Raw genomic sequence first — 17,604 nt, 5'->3', positions numbered from 1 at the left:
TGGCTCCTGAGAATAGGTGCGGTTGCTAACTAATATGGAAAGGCTCAAAATTATCTGATTCCACCAGTTCATGCCCTAAAATATTATTGATTAACGTCTTGTTAACAACACAATGATGTGAATAAATTATATTTCCACATCCCGGATAAAGTAACTAACATAATCCCCACAGCTCCAGATGCCCGCCTGTACGCACATTCGATTATCAGCCCCATATTAAGTCCACCTCATATACACATTCTCCGGTGCACTTCTTTACCCCAGTTCCCCCATCAAAGGCTAAACTTTGCTAACTTTACGGCAAAAGGCACATAATAAGTGGCGGATATTATAAATCTATTACCAGACAATATAGCGAATCAGATTGCAGCAGGGGAAGTGATCCAACGGCCCGCTTCAGCAGTAAAAGAGCTGCTGGAAAACGCCGTAGATGCAGGTGCGACAGAAATTCAACTCATTATCCGGGATGCCGGAAAGGAGCTGGTGCAGGTGATTGATAACGGAAAAGGCATGAGTGAGACGGATGCACGTATGTGCTTTGAGCGCCATGCTACTTCCAAAATACAGACGATAAACGATCTTTTCTCCATACGTACGATGGGCTTCCGTGGTGAAGCGCTGGCATCTATTGCCGCCGTTTCCCAGGTCGAACTCAAAACCCGTCTCCGCGGTTCGGAAATAGGTACCTACATAGAAATCGACAACAGTGCTGTGAAAAAACAGGAAATGTGTCAGACAGCTGAAGGTACCAGTATCGCCATGAAGAACCTCTTCTTCAACGTACCGGCCCGTCGTAACTTCCTGAAAAGCAATGCCGCCGAAATGAGGCATATCGTGGATGAGTTCATCCGCGTAGCCATGGCATTCCCACAGATCCAGTTCACACTTACCAATAATACACAGCAGCTTTTCTACCTGGAAAAGGGCTCCCTGAAACAGCGTATTATCGCCATCCTTGGACAGCATTATAACGCCAGGATCGTTTCTGTAAAGGAAACGACTGACTATATGAACGTACACGGATTTGTAGGGAAACCGGAAACGGCGAAGAAAACCAGAGGAGACCAGTTCTTCTTTGTTAACAACCGTTTCATCAAAAGCCCGTATCTGCACCATGCCATCATGAACGCTTTTGCGGAAATGATCCCGGCAGACAGCTTCCCGCTGTACGTATTATTCATCGACCTGGACCCCGGTCATGTGGATATCAACGTCCACCCCACCAAACAGGAAATCAAGTTTGATGACGAAAAGCTGATGTATGCCTTTGTACAGTCCGCTGTAAAACACGCACTGGCACAATTCAACATCACCCCGACCCTCGACTTTGGTCTGGATCCGGGTATCCAGCAACTGGATGCTGTCAGCAAACCATTTACTGAACAGCAACAGGCAAAATCTGTCAACACCTCCCTCTATAAAAGCTTTACACAGGCCAATCAGGCCCATACGATCGACAAATCCAGTAACCTGAAACACTGGAAAGATCTGTATGGCTCCGGTGAGTCTAATGTAACATATACAGAAACAGAGACTGAAACCATGGACAGTCCGCAGGATGAGTCTTACACGACTCACTCTACGACTATCGAGAGCCGTTCTTCCGCCACATCGATGATCGATGAAGGCTGGCAGGACACCAGTATCGATCAGAAAGTCCCTGTTCAGGTACACCAGCAATACATCCTGTCTCAGATCAAATCCGGCTTTATCCTGATAGATCAGCAGGCAGCGCATGAGCGCATCCTGTATGAACGCTATCAGCGCGCCGTTCAGGAAACCGCTATTCCTACCCAGCAAAGCCTGTTCCCGCAAACATTGCAGTTATTACCTGCGGATGCGGCATTGATCATGGAAATGATCCCTGATCTGCAAACCCTCGGATATGACCTGGAACCATTCGGTAACAATACCTTTGTAGTCAGGGGTACCCCGGCCGATATCCAGAGTGGCAACGAACAGGCCAGCATTGAAGGACTGCTCGAACAGTTCAAACACTTCAGCCATGAGCTCAAACTGCCTCGCAGAGAACAACTGATCCGCTCTATGGCGCATAACAACTCCATCCAGGCAGGAAAATCATTGTCTACTCGCGAGATGCAGAACATTATTGATGAATTGTTTGCCTGCACCATGCCGAACTCCGCACCTGGAGGTAAATACACCTATATTTCCTTCAAACTGACGGACCTCGCCAAGATGTTCGGATAAGCAACTGACAACAAACTCATTATAATAGAAAAAGCCTGATCGTCTCTGATCAGGCTTTTTCATATTCCCCCTTTTCTCAGAACAGGGGAAAGATATCTTTCAAAGCACCATATAGTTTGCCATGTATTGCATATGCCTTGCGATATACGGCTGCATGCTCTGTACGGGGCGCAAACACCTTCTCAGGTACTGCCCCAAAGCTGGTGTTTATTTTCAGGGTCTGAAAACCCAGTAATACAGCTCCCATGGCAGATGCATCACTCTCCTGCCGCAGGTGCATCGGACGCTGGAACACGTCGGCCATTAATTGCACCCAGTCTGCCGAATGCGTAAATCCACCGCTCACGGAAATCTTCTCCACCTTCCCTGCCGTCTCTTCCAATGCCTCTGTTATACTGAGCAGGCCCATCGCCATTCCTTCCAGCAAAGCCCGCATAAAATGCCAGGTAGTGTGTTGTGGCTGTACGCCAATAAACGCTCCTTTTGCATGCCCATCCCATACCGGCGCCCGTTCCCCATGCAGATAAGGAAGACATAATAAGCCTTCCGCTCCCGGCGGTGTGTTCATGGCCTGTTGCAGACCGGCATCTACATGTAGCGGCTTTTCGGTAGCCGATTGCAGGAAAGAATCCAGGTACCATTGCAACACGACACCACCATTATTGATTGCTCCCCCTGTTACAAAATGTCCGGGGGTCAGCACATAGGTGAATAGCCTTCCCTCCGGATCAGTTATTGGCTGGCCAATCGCCATACGTACCGCACCACTTGTACCGATCGTCAGTGTGGCATGTCCTTTATCGAGTGCGTTACTGCCCAGTTGCGCCAGACATCCATCACTGGCGCCGGCAATAAAGCGGGTATTGGCAGGAATACCCAGTTCCTGTGCTACTTTTTCCAGTAGGCCTTCAATGATACTGTCACTGCTCACCAGTTCGGGCAACTGAGCGGCGGTTATACCAGCGGCTTCCAGGGAAGCAGCATTCCATTGCAGCTCATGTATATTAAATAAACCGGTCGCTGAAGCCGTCGAATGATCTGTGATATAGCGGCCAAAGAAATAATAGAATATATACTCCTTGATCCCGATAAAGCAGGCAGCTGCTCCAAAGACCTCCGAAACCTGTTCTTTCCACCAGATGATCTTGCAAAGCGGCGACATGGCATGTACCGGGGTACCACTCTGCTGATGTAAACTGGCTGCCAGGGGTGTATGCCGTAACCTGTCTGCCACGGGCTGACTACGATTGTCCGCCCATATAATCAGCGGGGTCAGAGCCTTTCCAGCTCCATCCATGGCCATTACGCTATGCATTGCCGTGCTGAATGATACCGCTGCCGGTGGATCTTTCATAATAGTAGCCACACTTCTGATACCGTTCTTCACAGCCTGTAATATCACATCAGGATCCTGCTCACTATGGCCAGGCTCCGGTTGCGTAATAGTATATTCCTGCTGCGAATGAGCCATCACCTTTCCATCCTGTCTTACCGCAATCACTTTGGCACTGCTTGTACCCAGATCCACACCTATTATATATTCCATTACTATGTTTTTATAAATTTCCTTTTATACTTTTTTTGCTATAATCCTTAGAAAATAATTTATAGATTTAAAATCACTTTAGGTCAAATAAATTATCCACGATATGGCTTTTCAGATAAAACAGAAGGGACCTGTGTATGATATCTGCATTGTTGGTTCAGGTGCAGGTGGCGGTATGGCTGCTAAAATACTCTCTGAAGCCGGACTTAAAATAGCCCTTTTGGAAGCAGGGCCGAAATATGATCCGGCTGACCCGCAACAAATCACCCAGTTAAAATGGCCCTACGCATCTCCCCGCAGAGGCGCAACTACGACCCGCCCATTTGGCGATTTCGATGCTGCTTATGGTGGATGGGAGATCGAAGGAGAACCCTACACAGCTAAAGATGGGACCAAATTCGACTGGTTCCGCTCCCGCATGGTAGGTGGACGTACCAATCACTGGGGACGTATCTCCCTCCGCTTTGGCCCAAGGGATTTTAAACATAAAAGTTATGACGGTCTGGGAGATGACTGGCCACTCAGCTATGAGGATGTCGCTCCTTACTATGACCGTGTAGATAAAATGATCGGCGTATTTGGTACCAGAGAAGGGATGACCAATGAGCCGGACGGATTCTTCCTGCCCCCTCCCAAACCGCGACTGCATGAACTGATGCTGAAGAAAGCGGGAGACAAACTGAAGATTCCGGTGATCACAGCCCGTATGTCCATGTTGACAAGGCCTGTGAATAAAGAGCGCAGCGCCTGTTTCTTCTGCGGACAATGTAACCGTGGTTGCCAGGTGTACGGCGATTTCTCCTCTTCTTCCGTACTCGTAAAACCTGCTATGAAAAGCGGACACGTCGATCTTTACGACAACGCTATGGCCAGGGAAGTACTCACTGATAAAGAAGGAAAAGCAACAGGTGTTGCGTACGTCGATAAAACAGATCTCCAGGAATATGTCGTGAATGCACGGGTGATCGTCCTCGCAGCCAGCGCCTGTGAATCTGCCCGTCTGCTGCTGAACTCAAAATCAGCCAGATTCCCTAACGGATTAGCCAACTCCAGCAATGTAGTTGGTAAATACCTGCATGACTCCACCGGTTCCTCCCGCGCAGCCTTTATGCCGCATCTTATGAACCGTAAACGCTATAATGAAGACGGTGTAGGTGGTATGCACGTGTATATCCCCTGGTGGGAAGACAACAAAAAACTGGACTTTGCCCGTGGATATCATATAGAATTCGGAGGCGGTATGCGTATGCCATCTTATGGTGGTTTTAGCGGCATTGATCGCCTGAATGGTAAATATCCAGGTAGTGATGGCAAACCCAAACCTGCGGGTGGATATGGCGCCTCCCTGAAGGACGATTACCGCCGCTTCTACGGAGCTACCGTTGGTATGGCCGGCAGAGGTGAATGTATCGCCCGTGAAGACAACTATTGCGAAATAGATCCGAAAGTGGTGGATAAATGGGGTATTCCGGTACTGCGTTTCAATTATACCTGGAGTGATCATGAGGTCAAACAGGCCAAACACATGCAGGATACCTTCGATCAGCTGATCCATGAAATGGGTGGCGTACCACTGGGTACCAAACCTGGTCCTGAAACAAACTACGGCCTGGAAACACCGGGCAGGATCATTCATGAAGTAGGTACTACCCGTATGGGCGACGATCCGAAACGCTCTGTAGTCAACAAGCACAATCAGGCGCACGATGTTAAAAACCTGTTTGTCGTGGATGGCGGTCCGTTTGTATCTCAGGCAGATAAAAACCCGACCTGGACCATTCTGGCATTATCGCTCCGTGCATCAGAATACATGATGAGTGAACTGAAAAAGCAAAACCTTTAATACACCTTAATTCATCCCATTATGGACAGAAGGGAATCGCTCAAAGCGCTGACAATAGGCTCCTTATCCGTTGGCGCTATACTGACCGGCTGCGATGATAAAAAGTCTCCGGCCAAAGACAAGGAAACAGCTGGTAAACTCGGCGGTTATGGTCGTACAGAACCAGAGGCCACCAGAGATGCAGCACTGATGGCAGAGACATTTTTTACCGCTACAGAGCTGAAAACAATCACCGTACTCGCAGATATTATTATACCTGCTGACGATCACTCTATCAGTGCATCAGCAGCTAAAGTGCCGGAATTCATTGAGTTCATGGCCAAGGACCAGCCACAGTTCAAACTGCCCCTGCGCGGTGGATTACGCTGGCTGGATGTACAGTGTATGAAACGTTATAACAATGCGTTCACTGACTGTACACAACAACAACAACTGGAACTGGTGGACCAGATCGCCTATCCGGAGCAGGCAAAACCAGAAATGAGTCAGGGCGTTGCCTTCTTCTCATTGATGCGCGACCTGACGGCAAACGGCTTCTTTACCAGCGAAGCCGGTATCAGGGACCTTGGCTATAAAGGCAACGTTCCTACCGAATGGGATGGTGTGCCGGCGGATGTCCTGCAACAATATGGTCTTGCCTATGATGAAAAACTGCTTCCGCTGTATGTAAAAATGGAAGACAGGGGTACGATCATGACCTGGGACTGATCCACACATCATTAATAACAGGTAATTTCTCTCATTTTCTTTTATATTGATCGGTAAATTTTGTTACATATGGTCGAAAAAAATAACAAGGGAAGTCATGAATCCCGTAGATCATTCCTAAAACAAGGTGCCCTTGCTGCAGCTGGTTTTATGATCGTTCCACGTCACGTCTTAGGAGGTAAAGGTTTTATTGCTCCCAGCGATCGTTTACGTGTTGCCGGTATTGGTGTAGGCGGTAAAGGAGAAAGCGATCTGTCTGAGATCGCAAAAGGTCCTGCAGACATCACTTACCTGTGCGACGTAGACACCCGCAGAGCAGCAGCATCCGTTGCTCGTTTCCCGAAAGCGAAATTCTACAAAGACTTCAGGGAAATGCTCGATAAAGAGCATAAACATATTGATGCCGTTACGGTTTCCACACCTGACCACCAGCACGCAGTAGCGGCAATGGCGGCCATGCAGCTGGGTAAACACGTATATGTGCAGAAACCACTCACCCACGATATTTTCGAAGCACGTGCACTGACTGCCGCTGCCCAGAAAAATAAAGTGGTTACACAGATGGGTAACCAGGGTGCTTCCGGCGATGGCGTACGTCAGATGATGGAATGGTACAATGCCGGTCTGATCGGCGATGTACACACCGTTTACTGCTGGACAGACCGTCCGGTATGGCCACAGGGTATTCCATGGTCCAGCATGAAGGCAGAAGTGCCTAAAGAACTGGATTGGGACCTCTGGCTGGGTACTGCTCCCTACAAAGATTATATCGATAAACTGGTACCGTTTAACTGGCGTGGCTGGTGGGATTATGGTACCGGTGCATTAGGTGATATGGGTTGCCACATCATCGAACCTCCATTCCGTATTCTCGGACTGGGTTATCCGAAATCAGTTGAATGCAGCGTAGGTAGCGTTTATGTAGACGAATTCAAACGCGGCTACTTCCCTGAAAGCTGTCCTCCTTCATCTCACGTAATCCTGAAATTCGACGGTAAAAACGGTAAAGAAATCACCCTCCACTGGATGGATGGTGGTATCCAGCCAGAACGCCCTGAAGAACTGGGACCAAACGAGGTAATGGGTGACGGTGGTAACGGTGCTATCCTGATCGGCGATAAAGGTAAAATGATGTGTGGTACCTACGGTAGAGATCCGCAGTTACTACCGACCAGCAAGACCAAACAGACGAACACACCGCAGACCATTGCACGTGTACCGGAAGGACACTATGTACAGTGGGTTAATGCGGCGATCGCTGGTTTCAATAGTCCGAAAGACAAACTGATCAGCTCTCCGTTCTCTATTGCCGGTCCGCTGACCGAAACACTGCTGATGGCCAACCTCGCTATCAGAAGCTTCGACATCAGGAAAGAAAAAGAAGGTAAAACCAGCTTCCCTGGCCGTTATATCAAACTGCTCTGGGATAGCAAGGAAATGAAAATTACCAACTTTGATGATGCCAATCAGTTCGTTAAGAGAACATACCGTCAGGGCTGGAGCCTTGGTGTATAGCTCAGCTACGAATACCAATATTCAAAGGGAAGGACAGCAATGTTCTTCCCTTTTTCTTTGCTGGTCAGCCAGTTAAGCGCTATATTTACTACAACGTTCATTAATCCCATCCCAAATTCCATATGCATTTGTTAAGATTGTCCCCAGTGCTGGTGTATTGCCTGTTGTTATTAACAATAAGCTCCTGTAGGAAAGAACTTTCTCTTGAAGGGACTCCTCCGGAGACAGAACCTCCTCCTGCTCAAATCGTCACTACCAGTATTCAGGGACGTGTACTGAATGAACAACGTCAGCCGGTACAGGGCGCAACTGTCAGCGGTGGCGGCGTAACTGCCACGACTGATGCAAATGGCTATTTTCTCCTGGAAAAAATTAATGGTCCCGACGATGCAACTGTTGTAAGTGTGGATAAAGCTGGCTATTTCAAAGGCTACCGCACACTGATGGTCCGGGAAGGCATTATACAGTATATACAAATCGAACTACTGCTTGAAAATCAGAATCCTATAAGTGGCACATCCGGCGGAGTAATCCCCTTTCCTGAAGGGACCCTCACTTTTCCTCCCGGCAGCATTCTGACTGGCGGAGACCAGCCCTATGGCGGTCCTGTAACCGTTCGTTCCATTTATATCAATCCGGAGAACAGTACCATTGCCGATCAGATGCCTGGTGACCTGCGGGGTATAAATGAGCAGAACAGACAGGTTTTCCTGCGGGCATTCAGTATGATCGCCACCACGATGGAAGATGGCGCCGGCAATACCCTGCATCCGGATTCCACCAATCCGGCAATTTTCCGCATTATGATACCTAATACCCTGGCCAGCAGTGCGCCTACCGAAATACCGCTCTGGTATTTTAACGGCGACACCGGTTTCTGGATACAGGAAGGAACCGCTACCCGCGAGGGCAATGATTATGTTGGTAAGATCACTAAACCCGGCTACTGGCTCTGTGCCACCACGCTACCACAGATCGCACTCACAGCCGGCATTAAAGACCAGAATGGTAATCCGGTGCCCAATATCAGGGTAACGGTGATGACCAAGGTCGATTTCATTCCATCTTTCGCATTCTCTGCCGAAGACGGCATCTTCTACGGCAAAGTACCCGCCAATAATGTGCTGATCCTGACAGTCACCGATAACTGCGACAACGTACTGCGTCAGCAGGAAATAGGTCCTTTCAGCGCAGCTGCCACCGTCAGTAACATCAGCGTCACATTACCGGCAAGTACCTCCCTGATTATCAGGGGAACCGCTAAAGACTGTGACAATACCAATGTGGCGGCAGGAAAAGTGATCATCAATATCGACGGAACCAATTACGCCGCTACCATTACACAAGGCACTTTCAATACGACCATCGTCAGATGTGAAACAGATCCTGTCAATATCACCCTGACGGCAACCGACAACGGTACAGGAAAAACGTCCGCCATGACGACCAACGCCAGCAATGGCACCATCACGCCCAACATTGTGGTTTGTGATTAACTAATTATGATATTCAATAATTTATACTAAGTCGCCCGAAAGTTTTTTATTACTTTTACGGACCTACTATCCCGTGCCTTCCTATGCCAATGTTAACTAGAGTAAGTACCTATGCCATCTAAACTGCTATCCGTATTGGGAGCCTTGAGTATTATTGCTACGTGCGCATGTCGTAAAGAAAAAAGCCTTGAAGCATTGAATACCGTCACTCCCTGTAGTTATGCCCCGTATACGATCGGGTCATCGTTTACCTATCAGTATGTCAACAATCTGGGAGACGCCTCTCAGTATACCCTACGGGTCAGGAAAGATACCAGCATCGAAGGACGTCCGTATTCCATTCTTAATGACGGGTATAACGACCAGTTTATCCGCTGTAATAATGGAAGTTACTTCCTGTATGAACAGGCTTTGTCCCTGCCTGACTATGAACTGACACCAGGTGACAGACTCTTTCTGCATGACGACTATCCCGCAGGTTCTACCTGGAGCGATACCGTACTAGCCACCGTTGCAGGGGTAAAACAATTCGGTCTGCTGCAATACCATCTGCTTGAAAGAGATGTTTCCAGACGCGTTATGGGTATCACTTACAACGGCGTTATTGTCATCCGGCAGGATGCAGCAATCATTGTAGGAGAAACGACATACCCTGCCGGCACCATCGCAACCTATTACTATGCGCCGGGCGTCGGTTATATAGAAACCGCTTCCGTTACTGATACAGTACGGCTGGTGGACTACAAGATCCGTTAGTACTTTTCCCAGATCTGGGTGAGGAAACTTTCTACCGTTCGTCTTACAGCGGTAGCACTGTTGTTGTGGTTATTCACCAATACACTGAATACGAGTGTTTTATTCTTTTTAGTCACCAGATATCCGCTCAATGCGACGCATCCGGATAAAGTGCCTGTTTTCGCATGCACAAACTGTTGTTTATAGTAGTTCTTCAGGGTGCCTTTTCCACCTGTCGGAAGCAGGGCATATAATCTCTGTGAAGGATAGGTCTTATACATATCAGACAACACACTTACGAAATCTCTCGGCGTAAAAAGGTTATAGCGGGAAAGTCCGGAGCCATCTACCCACTTCGGCGTATCCGGCAGATTGGCCAGGTAGCTCTTTTGCATAAACGCGATCGTACGCGCGGTACTGATCGTATCCCACAACAGGGCGGAACACATCATGAGCGTCTGCTCCGCAAAGAAGTTATCACTACGATGCATCATCGGTTGAAACAGGGTATCCACGGGAATGCCTCTCAGCAAAGAAAAGGACGCAGGAGCTGGTTGATTACCCATAGCCGCGATGCTGATCTGTTTATGCAGGGTGTCCTGCAGGCGGTATATAAGGTCCTCACTCCCCCCTGTAATGAATGGAATTTCTCCTTCCTGTACACTTTTATCATTGCCATTGTAGGTGACCGAGAATCGGTTACTACGTTCATCTCTTTCTGTCAGCAGTTCCTCCAGCTTATCATTCCGGTGAACCGAAAAATGCAGCGTATCACTGAACATACGGGGCCATATAACAGTAGTGTCACCGTGATGCCGCACGTGCGCAACGTTGCCATATACCGGCCATTCATTCAATTCAGGCTGATAGTAGTCGGCATAATCACTCCATGCCCAGCCACTACCAAAACGTTTGTTTTCTATCGCTGCGGGCACCAGTACAATCGGCTGATTAGCCTGCTGTAACAACTGCCAGGCGGGTTGCACTTTATAATCCGGATGCAGGAACGCAGGATCTGCCATTCCTTTTACATACAAAGCAGTGTCGGTACGGAAATAGCGTAAAGCTGGTAATGAATCCCCCAGCAGGCGTAGGCCGGTATACAGGGTGAAGATCTTTGTATTGGATGCAGGTGTGAAATAATGATCTTCCTGATAGTTGTACCAGTATTTGCCGGTGGCAGGTTCGTAAATACTGATACCGGTATGCGCCTGTTTCAGCGGTGCACTTGTCAGTAACTCCTCTTCTGCCCATTTTTTAATCGGACCGTATTGTGCGGCAACCGGCTTAATAAACGATAGTAACAGACACCCTGATAAAACAATCCTGAATGATCTCATAAACATCCTTATAAAGTGAAGGCTCCATAATGGAGCCTTCAACATCTTATTATATTACAAATTATCTCTAATATACAGCGTGTCAGCTGAAATATCTAGTGATACCTGGATGCGCATAAGCGTAATTACCATCAGCATCCGGCACGATTGGTGGCGCCGCGTCAAAAGCATAGGTAGCAGGCTGCAGATTCAGTCCGGAATTCAGTGCTTTATCAAAGGCGATGGTCTGTCCGGAATAGGTGGCCAGTCGGCCGATAATAGCCGTCAGCGTTGTTTTAGCCGCTCTTTCTGCATCATGGAATTTATACTCCCCTTTTGCAATAGCAGCAAACAGCTCATCGTGTTCTGCCTGATACGGCTGATTTTCCTGCTTTTTATCAAACTGGTACAGCACCTTGCCTTTATGATCTTTGATCACGGCTTTATCCATCAGCATACGGCCTTTTGTACCAACGATCTCCTCGTCTACCCTGCTATCCGCATCTTTCCAGTGACGGCACTGGCTGTTCATCACCACACCATTACCATAGCGGTATTCTACATAGTGGTGATCATAGATCTCTCCGAATTCCTTACCGGTACGTACGGAACGTCCGCCCATACCTACGGCTGTCACCGGATAATCGTTCATGAACCAGTTACCGACGTCAATATTGTGAATATGCTGTTCTACGATATGATCACCACATAACCAGTTGAAGTAATACCAGTTACGCATCTGGTACTCCATCTCTGTATATTCAGGTTTACGTGGTCTTACCCACAGTGCACCCTGGTTCCACCATACCTGCATAGATAAAATGTCACCAATGATACCATCCTGGAAACGCTTGTACATTTCGCGGTAAGAGGTCTGGTAACGGCGTTGTAACCCTACTACGACATTCAGCTTTTTGCTCTTTGCTACTTCTGCTGCTTCCAGCACTCTTTTGATACCAGCAGGATCGGTCGCTACTGGTTTCTCCATGAAGATGTGTTTACCCTGTTTTACCGCCTCCTCAAAATGGATCGGACGGAAGCCGGGAGGTGTAGCGAGGATCACCACATCTGCCAGTGCGATCGCCTTTTTGTAGGCGTCAAAACCGATAAATTTGTTTTCTTCTTTTACATTCAGTTTGCCAGGTGTGTCACCTACTTCGCCTTTAATGTCGTTGTAGCTGTTATTCAGTCGCTCTGCAAAAGCATCTGCCATTGCCACCAGCTGAACGTTCTGTTTGGTACTCAGTGCCTGCACAGCAGCACCGGTACCACGCCCACCGCATCCGATCAGCGCTATTTTAATGACATTGTCTGCTCCTGAAAAGAAATTGGCCTGAGACAACATAGGCATGGTCAGTAAACCGCCAGCCAGTAATGAAGACTCTTTTACAAAGTCCCTGCGGGACTTTCCGTGGAATTGATTCAGTTCTTCCTGTTGCATGATAGAAGGTTTTTTTATGTGTTAATCGGGGGAATTTTTACTATTGACCTGTGTGTTCAGCTTATCGCTGTCTGTAACTTATCTTGATCCTTTGTACTGATCTACGACCTCTTCAAAAAAACGTGCGGCTTCTTCTTTTGTCGGTTGCTGTGCCGGACGCACTACACGAAATCCGATAAATGGCGCATCTGCGTTCCACCAGAAGCTTTTTGGTATCTGTGGGTCTCTGCGGTTCCAGGCCGGATCAGATTTCAGTCTGCTGGCACTGCGCAAGGCCAATGACTCATCACGGTAATTACCGCCTTTGATGGTCCGGGGCGTTTTGGATGTCGGCTTAATCCAGGGATTGTTCTCTTCTGCATGTTGCAGATACTGCTCATCGTACTGATCCAGGGTCCATTCCGCTACGTTACCCAGCATATCATACAAGCCCCAGGCATTAGGTTTTAACTCTCCTACCTTATGGTATTTGTTATCGCTATTGCCGGCATACCAGGCATATTCCTTCAGCTTTGCGGCATCATTGCCAAAAGGATAAGCGGTTGTAGCACCAGCCCTGCAGGCATACTCCCATTCCGCTTCTGTTGGCAGGCGGTAAAATACACCGGTTTTCGCATAAAGCCATTTACAGTACATCAATGCGCCGTACTGGCTCATACTGTTGGCCGGAAAGCCACCTACTTTACCCATTCCCAGGGTCAGGTCAATGTAGGGAGGACTCGGTCTTGTCATCCCGTCCGGAATAGGTGTTTTGTCTTTTTCCGGGTCGGAATAAACGTCATACTGCTCAAAGGTAACTTCATATGCACTCATCCAGAATGCATTGACTTTCACCTTTTTTTGCGGTCCTTCGTCGGCGCTTCTGCCCTTTTCGCCTGCAGGACTTCCGAGCGTCACTTCTCCTGCGGGAATAGGCACCATTTTAAAAGAGAATGTAGTTCCTGGCAGTTTTTCTTCGTAAGCAGCAAATGGCTGGGAGGCGGTCTCCTGTCCGAACACCGGACCAGCGAGTATCGATCCCAGCGACAACGCCAATAATCTGTTTTTCATAACTCGTTTGAAAGATAATACCTGTGAATTTATTAAATCAAAAATTGGGATGCAACGTTTTTTCCATGAATGAGGGTAAGAAATACACTTTTCCCTCAGGGAGCCCTTGCGCCGGAATCAAAAAGCGATTACATTTAGCATTCATGCAATCAACCCTTTAACGTTATGGAAAGAAGAAAATTCCTTCAGCAAAGCACATTGGCAGGTCTCTCTACACTGGCAGCAGGCAGTGCCGCGGCAGCCGCCCATCAGTCCTTCAGTGGCAAGGATAAAGAACACGCAGGCAAAACCTTCAATCTCAACTATGCCCCTCATGACGGTATGTTTAAAAACAGTGGCGGCGAAAACTTCCTCGATCAGATACAGTTCATGTATGATCAGGGATTCCGTTCCATCGAAGACAACGGCATGATGAAAAGAGACACGGCAGAACAGGAGAAGATCGGTAAACTGCTCAGCAAACTTGGTATGCAGATGGGGGTATTTGTGATCGATGCCGGCGATAACTGGAAGGTGTCTCTGACCAGCGGCAAACAGGAGTTTAAAGACGCTTTTGTAAAAGAGTGTAAAAAGGCACTGGAAACCGCCAAACGTGTCAATGCGAAATGGGCGACCGTAGTGCCTGGCTACTTTGAACGTAACCTGCCTATCGGCGTACAGACGGCACATGTGATCGAAGCCTTCCGTGCCGGCGCGGGTGTACTGGAAAAAGAAGGCCTGGTAATGGTCATGGAGCCCCTGAGCGACAATCCTGACCTGTTCCTGCGCACCGCAGAACAAAGCTACGGCATCTGTAAAGCTGTCAACAGCCCAAGCTGTAAAATACTTTACGATATCTATCACATGCAGCGCAATACCGGCAACCTGATCCCTGTTATGGACATGTGCTGGGATGAAATCGCCTACATCCAGATCGGTGACAATCCTGGCCGTAAGGAACCTACTTCCGGTGAGATCAACTACAAAAACATTTTCAAACACCTGCACAAGAAAGGATTCAAAGGTATCCTGGGCATGGAACATGGTAATGCCAATCCCGGAAAAGAAGGCGAACAGGCACTCATAAAGGCATACCGGGAAAGTGACGATTTTCTGTAATCGGGTATAACACCAATTTTATTACCTTCCCGGAAAATTCAACTCCCTATGAACTTTCTGATCCGGTTATTAGTAACGGCGCTGGCAGCAATGGTGACTGCCTATATATTGCCCGGTGTTAATATCAAAGACTTTACCAGTGCGCTTATCCTTGCATTAGTATTAGCTATCTTGAACCTGTTGGTAAAACCGATCCTGGTATTACTGACCCTACCTGCCACTCTACTGACGCTTGGACTTTTCCTGCTGGTGATCAATGCAGTGATCATTCTCCTGGCTGCAAGACTGGTAAAGGGCTTTTCCGTGGATGGCTTCTTCTGGGCGTTGATATTCAGTGTGGTACTGACCGTAGTCAGTGGTATTATGCACAGTATAGCAGGAGGCAATAACGATTGAGTTTTACACCATGTACTTTGAACGTGCACACATCAGTGATGAGGAGCTGCTGAGTTTTTACAAACAATTACTGTATCCCCGCCTGGTAGAAGAGAAAATGCTCTTACTGCTGCGGCAGGGCAAGGTGACAAAATGGTTTTCCGGTATAGGCCAGGAAGCTATTGCCGTCGGCGCCACTTTAGCGTTAGATATGGATGAATGGATACTCCCCCTGCACCGCAACCTGGGCGTATTCACCACCCGGCAGATGTCCCTCCAGCAGTTGTTTCACCAATGGCAGGGTAGTCCGCTGGGATTCAGCAAGGGACGCGAACGCTCATTCCATTTCGGCAGCCGCCAGCATCACATATGTGGCATGATCTCCCACCTGGGGCCGCAACTTTCTATTGCGGATGGTATTGCCCTCGCACATAAACTTAAACAGGAAAATAAAGTGGCTCTCGCTTTCACCGGTGAAGGCGGTACCAGTGAAGGCGAGTTCCATGAAGCCCTCAATGTAGCGGCTGTATGGGACCTCCCTGTTATCTTTCTCATAGAAAATAATGGCTATGGCCTGAGCACACCGGTAGAAGAACAATACCGTTGTGAACAGCTCGTACAACGTGCGGCAGGTTATGGTATGCGTGGTATGCGTATCAACGGTAATAACCTGCTCGAGGTCTACCATGCCATCAAAGAAGCCAAAAGACACGCCTTACAGGAACAGCAACCTGTCCTGATAGAAGCCATGACCTTCCGTATGCGCGGTCATGAAGAGGCCAGCGGTACAAAATACGTTCCTCCTGCCCTGCTGGAAGAATGGGCTACACAGGACCCTATCCTTCATTTTGAAGGCTTTCTTCAGTATCTCCGCCTCCTGGACGATCATAAGATCAAAAATATCCGGGAACAACTCAAACAGGAAATAGACAGGGATATACATGAAGCACTGTCGGCTACTTCTCCAGCCTTCAGTATTGCAGACGAGCTAAGGGATATCTATGCACTGGCTCCTGCAGCAATAGCTCCCCCGGAGGATACTCCTTCCCCGCAAAAGCGGTTTATAGATGCGATTTCAGAAGGATTGCACCAGGCAATGGATCGCTATCCCAATCTCATCCTCATGGGACAGGATATCGCAGAATACGGTGGTGCTTTTAAAATTACAGAGGGCTTCTCCACCATATTTGGCAGGGAAAGGGTAAGGAATACCCCTCTTTGCGAAAGTGCTATTATTGGCGCCGGGCTGGGACTATCCATCATGGGTTTTAAGAGTATGATAGAAATGCAGTTTGCCGACTTTGTCAGCTGCGGCTTTAACCAGATCGTCAATAACCTGGCGAAGATACATTACCGCTGGGGCCAGACGGCCGATGTGGTCATCCGCCTCCCGGCAGGTGCCGGTGTTGGTGCAGGCCCTTTTCATTCTCAGAGTAATGAGGCCTGGTTTACGCATGTCCCCGGTCTGAAGGTCGTCTACCCATCTACACCGGCAGACGCAAAAGGACTTTTATTAGCTGCATTTGCCGATCCGAACCCTGTATTATTCTTTGAGCATAAAGCGCTCTACCGCAGTATCAGCGGTCCGGTATCACTGGACTGGTACACGATAGAGATCGGAAAAGCAAAACTTGTACGAAGCGGAGATGATATCAGCATCATTACCTATGGGAGTGGCGTACACTGGGCGCTGGAATATGCGCAGCAATATCCGGATATATCCTTAAACATCCTGGACCTCCGCTCTTTACTTCCGCTGGACTATGAAGCGATCAGAGCCGCTGTGGAAGCAAGTGGAAAAGTGCTGGTCCTGCATGAAGACACACTGACTGGTGGTATTGGAGCAGAAATCAGCGCCTGGATAGCGGAACACTGTTTTTCCTTACTGGACGCTCCGGTAATGCGCTGTGCAGGACTCGATACGCCTGTACCTTTTGCAGCTGAGCTGGAGAAAAATTTCCTCGCGAAAACGCGTATGCATCAATGCATACAGCAACTGATGAATTATTAGGCAGGTACGTATGTTGGGATTTTCCAGGATAATGCGCTAACTTGCAGCCCGGACCAATAAACATTTTTTTTATGTTGCTTGAAGTAATCAATAACGTAGAGACTACAGATTTTTACAGAGCTGGAGATAAGATCGCTCACTCTTTGACCTATGTTGTTATCATCGTGTTTGCTGCCATGTTCCTGTACGCAGCGATCAAGTACGCTAAACGCTAGTATTCAACAACTTAAGATATTTTAAAGCTGTTTTACTCCAC

General features: G+C 48.1%; 14 protein-coding genes. 10 read left to right on the top strand and 4 right to left on the bottom strand.

From position 1 onward, the window contains the following. The first annotated feature begins 318 nt into the window (after positions 1-318). Entirely contained in the window at positions 319-2,211 is a 1,893-nt protein-coding gene (gene mutL / locus BMZ72_RS17515; RefSeq protein ID WP_089810615.1) for a DNA mismatch repair endonuclease MutL, read from the top strand. Positions 2,212-2,287: 76 nt separating this feature from the next. Here mutL and BMZ72_RS17510 read toward each other — a convergent pair whose 3' ends face one another. Next, a complete protein-coding gene (locus BMZ72_RS17510) occupies positions 2,288-3,757 on the bottom strand; it encodes a gluconokinase (protein WP_089810613.1) in 1,470 nt (489 codons plus the stop codon). 103 nt (positions 3,758-3,860) lie between these two features. Here BMZ72_RS17510 and BMZ72_RS17505 point away from each other — a divergent pair, with 103 nt between their 5' ends. From BMZ72_RS17505 to BMZ72_RS17485, 5 genes are all read left to right on the top strand, one after another. Continuing rightward, positions 3,861-5,600: a GMC family oxidoreductase gene (locus BMZ72_RS17505; protein ID WP_089810611.1), complete on the top strand. Its 1,740-nt coding sequence runs from the start codon at positions 3,861-3,863 to the stop codon at positions 5,598-5,600. Positions 5,601-5,621: 21 nt separating this feature from the next. After that, complete coding sequence (locus BMZ72_RS17500; RefSeq protein WP_089810609.1) at positions 5,622-6,308, top strand: gluconate 2-dehydrogenase subunit 3 family protein; 687 nt, start codon at positions 5,622-5,624, stop codon at positions 6,306-6,308. 69 nt (positions 6,309-6,377) lie between these two features. Then, a complete protein-coding gene (locus BMZ72_RS17495; RefSeq protein ID WP_089810607.1) occupies positions 6,378-7,823 on the top strand; it encodes a Gfo/Idh/MocA family protein in 1,446 nt (481 codons plus the stop codon). A gap of 128 nt (positions 7,824-7,951) precedes the next feature. Beyond that, positions 7,952-9,319 (top strand): carboxypeptidase-like regulatory domain-containing protein, encoded by a 1,368-nt coding sequence (locus BMZ72_RS17490; RefSeq protein WP_143087720.1) that lies wholly within the window; start codon positions 7,952-7,954, stop codon positions 9,317-9,319. A 111-nt stretch (positions 9,320-9,430) separates the two neighbouring features. Next, complete coding sequence (locus BMZ72_RS17485; protein WP_089810604.1) at positions 9,431-10,075, top strand: hypothetical protein; 645 nt, start codon at positions 9,431-9,433, stop codon at positions 10,073-10,075. Here BMZ72_RS17485 and BMZ72_RS17480 read toward each other — a convergent pair. From BMZ72_RS17480 to BMZ72_RS17470, 3 genes are all read right to left on the bottom strand, one after another. Further along, positions 10,072-11,394, bottom strand: coding sequence for a D-alanyl-D-alanine carboxypeptidase/D-alanyl-D-alanine-endopeptidase (locus tag BMZ72_RS17480; RefSeq protein ID WP_177222821.1), 1,323 nt, complete (start codon positions 11,392-11,394; stop codon positions 10,072-10,074). The two genes, BMZ72_RS17485 and BMZ72_RS17480, sit on opposite strands and share 4 nt — an antisense overlap. Positions 11,395-11,476: 82 nt before the next feature. Then, positions 11,477-12,814 carry a Gfo/Idh/MocA family protein gene (locus tag BMZ72_RS17475; protein ID WP_089810600.1) on the bottom strand — a complete coding sequence of 446 codons (1,338 nt, stop codon included), beginning with the start codon at positions 12,812-12,814 and terminating at the stop codon, positions 11,477-11,479. A gap of 78 nt (positions 12,815-12,892) precedes the next feature. Beyond that, positions 12,893-13,864, bottom strand: a complete 972-nt coding sequence (locus BMZ72_RS17470) for a formylglycine-generating enzyme family protein (protein WP_089810598.1) — start codon at positions 13,862-13,864, stop codon at positions 12,893-12,895. A 165-nt stretch (positions 13,865-14,029) separates the two neighbouring features. On the opposite strand from BMZ72_RS17470, the gene BMZ72_RS17465 reads away from it, so the two are divergent. From BMZ72_RS17465 to BMZ72_RS36595, 4 genes are all read left to right on the top strand, one after another. Continuing rightward, entirely contained in the window at positions 14,030-14,962 is a 933-nt protein-coding gene (locus BMZ72_RS17465) for a hydroxypyruvate isomerase family protein (RefSeq protein WP_089810596.1), read from the top strand. Between the two features lie 48 nt (positions 14,963-15,010). After that, on the top strand, positions 15,011-15,358 hold the full coding sequence (locus tag BMZ72_RS17460) for a phage holin family protein (RefSeq protein WP_089810594.1): 348 nt from the start codon (positions 15,011-15,013) through the stop codon (positions 15,356-15,358). Positions 15,359-15,368: 10 nt separating this feature from the next. Continuing rightward, on the top strand, positions 15,369-17,348 hold the full coding sequence (locus BMZ72_RS17455) for an alpha-ketoacid dehydrogenase subunit alpha/beta (RefSeq protein ID WP_089810592.1): 1,980 nt from the start codon (positions 15,369-15,371) through the stop codon (positions 17,346-17,348). Positions 17,349-17,419: 71 nt separating this feature from the next. Further along, positions 17,420-17,563, top strand: coding sequence for a hypothetical protein (locus BMZ72_RS36595; RefSeq protein WP_012788481.1), 144 nt, complete (start codon positions 17,420-17,422; stop codon positions 17,561-17,563). The last annotated feature ends 41 nt before the right edge of the window (positions 17,564-17,604 follow it).

Source organism: Chitinophaga sp. YR627, from assembly GCF_900114995.1.
Classification (GTDB): Bacteria; Bacteroidota; Bacteroidia; order Chitinophagales; family Chitinophagaceae; genus Chitinophaga.
Note: the sequence above shows the minus strand (reverse complement) of the source record. Positions and strands in the feature narration are given on the sequence as shown.

Excerpts from the sequence above, each read along its gene's own strand:
- BMZ72_RS17510 (WP_089810613.1), bottom strand. The coding sequence starts at position 3,757 with ATGGAATATATAATAGGTGTGGATCTGGGTACAAGCAGTGCCAAAGTG.
- BMZ72_RS17505 (WP_089810611.1), top strand. The coding sequence starts at position 3,861 with ATGGCTTTTCAGATAAAACAGAAGGGACCTGTGTATGATATCTGCATT.
- BMZ72_RS17500 (WP_089810609.1), top strand. The coding sequence starts at position 5,622 with ATGGACAGAAGGGAATCGCTCAAAGCGCTGACAATAGGCTCCTTATCC.
- BMZ72_RS17495 (WP_089810607.1), top strand. The coding sequence starts at position 6,378 with ATGGTCGAAAAAAATAACAAGGGAAGTCATGAATCCCGTAGATCATTC.
- BMZ72_RS17485 (WP_089810604.1), top strand. The coding sequence starts at position 9,431 with ATGCCATCTAAACTGCTATCCGTATTGGGAGCCTTGAGTATTATTGCT.
- BMZ72_RS17480 (WP_177222821.1), bottom strand. The coding sequence starts at position 11,394 with ATGAGATCATTCAGGATTGTTTTATCAGGGTGTCTGTTACTATCGTTT.
- BMZ72_RS17475 (WP_089810600.1), bottom strand. The coding sequence starts at position 12,814 with ATGCAACAGGAAGAACTGAATCAATTCCACGGAAAGTCCCGCAGGGAC.
- BMZ72_RS17470 (WP_089810598.1), bottom strand. The coding sequence starts at position 13,864 with ATGAAAAACAGATTATTGGCGTTGTCGCTGGGATCGATACTCGCTGGT.
- BMZ72_RS17465 (WP_089810596.1), top strand. The coding sequence starts at position 14,030 with ATGGAAAGAAGAAAATTCCTTCAGCAAAGCACATTGGCAGGTCTCTCT.
- BMZ72_RS17460 (WP_089810594.1), top strand. The coding sequence starts at position 15,011 with ATGAACTTTCTGATCCGGTTATTAGTAACGGCGCTGGCAGCAATGGTG.
- BMZ72_RS17455 (WP_089810592.1), top strand. The coding sequence starts at position 15,369 with ATGTACTTTGAACGTGCACACATCAGTGATGAGGAGCTGCTGAGTTTT.
- BMZ72_RS36595 (WP_012788481.1), top strand. The coding sequence starts at position 17,420 with ATGTTGCTTGAAGTAATCAATAACGTAGAGACTACAGATTTTTACAGA.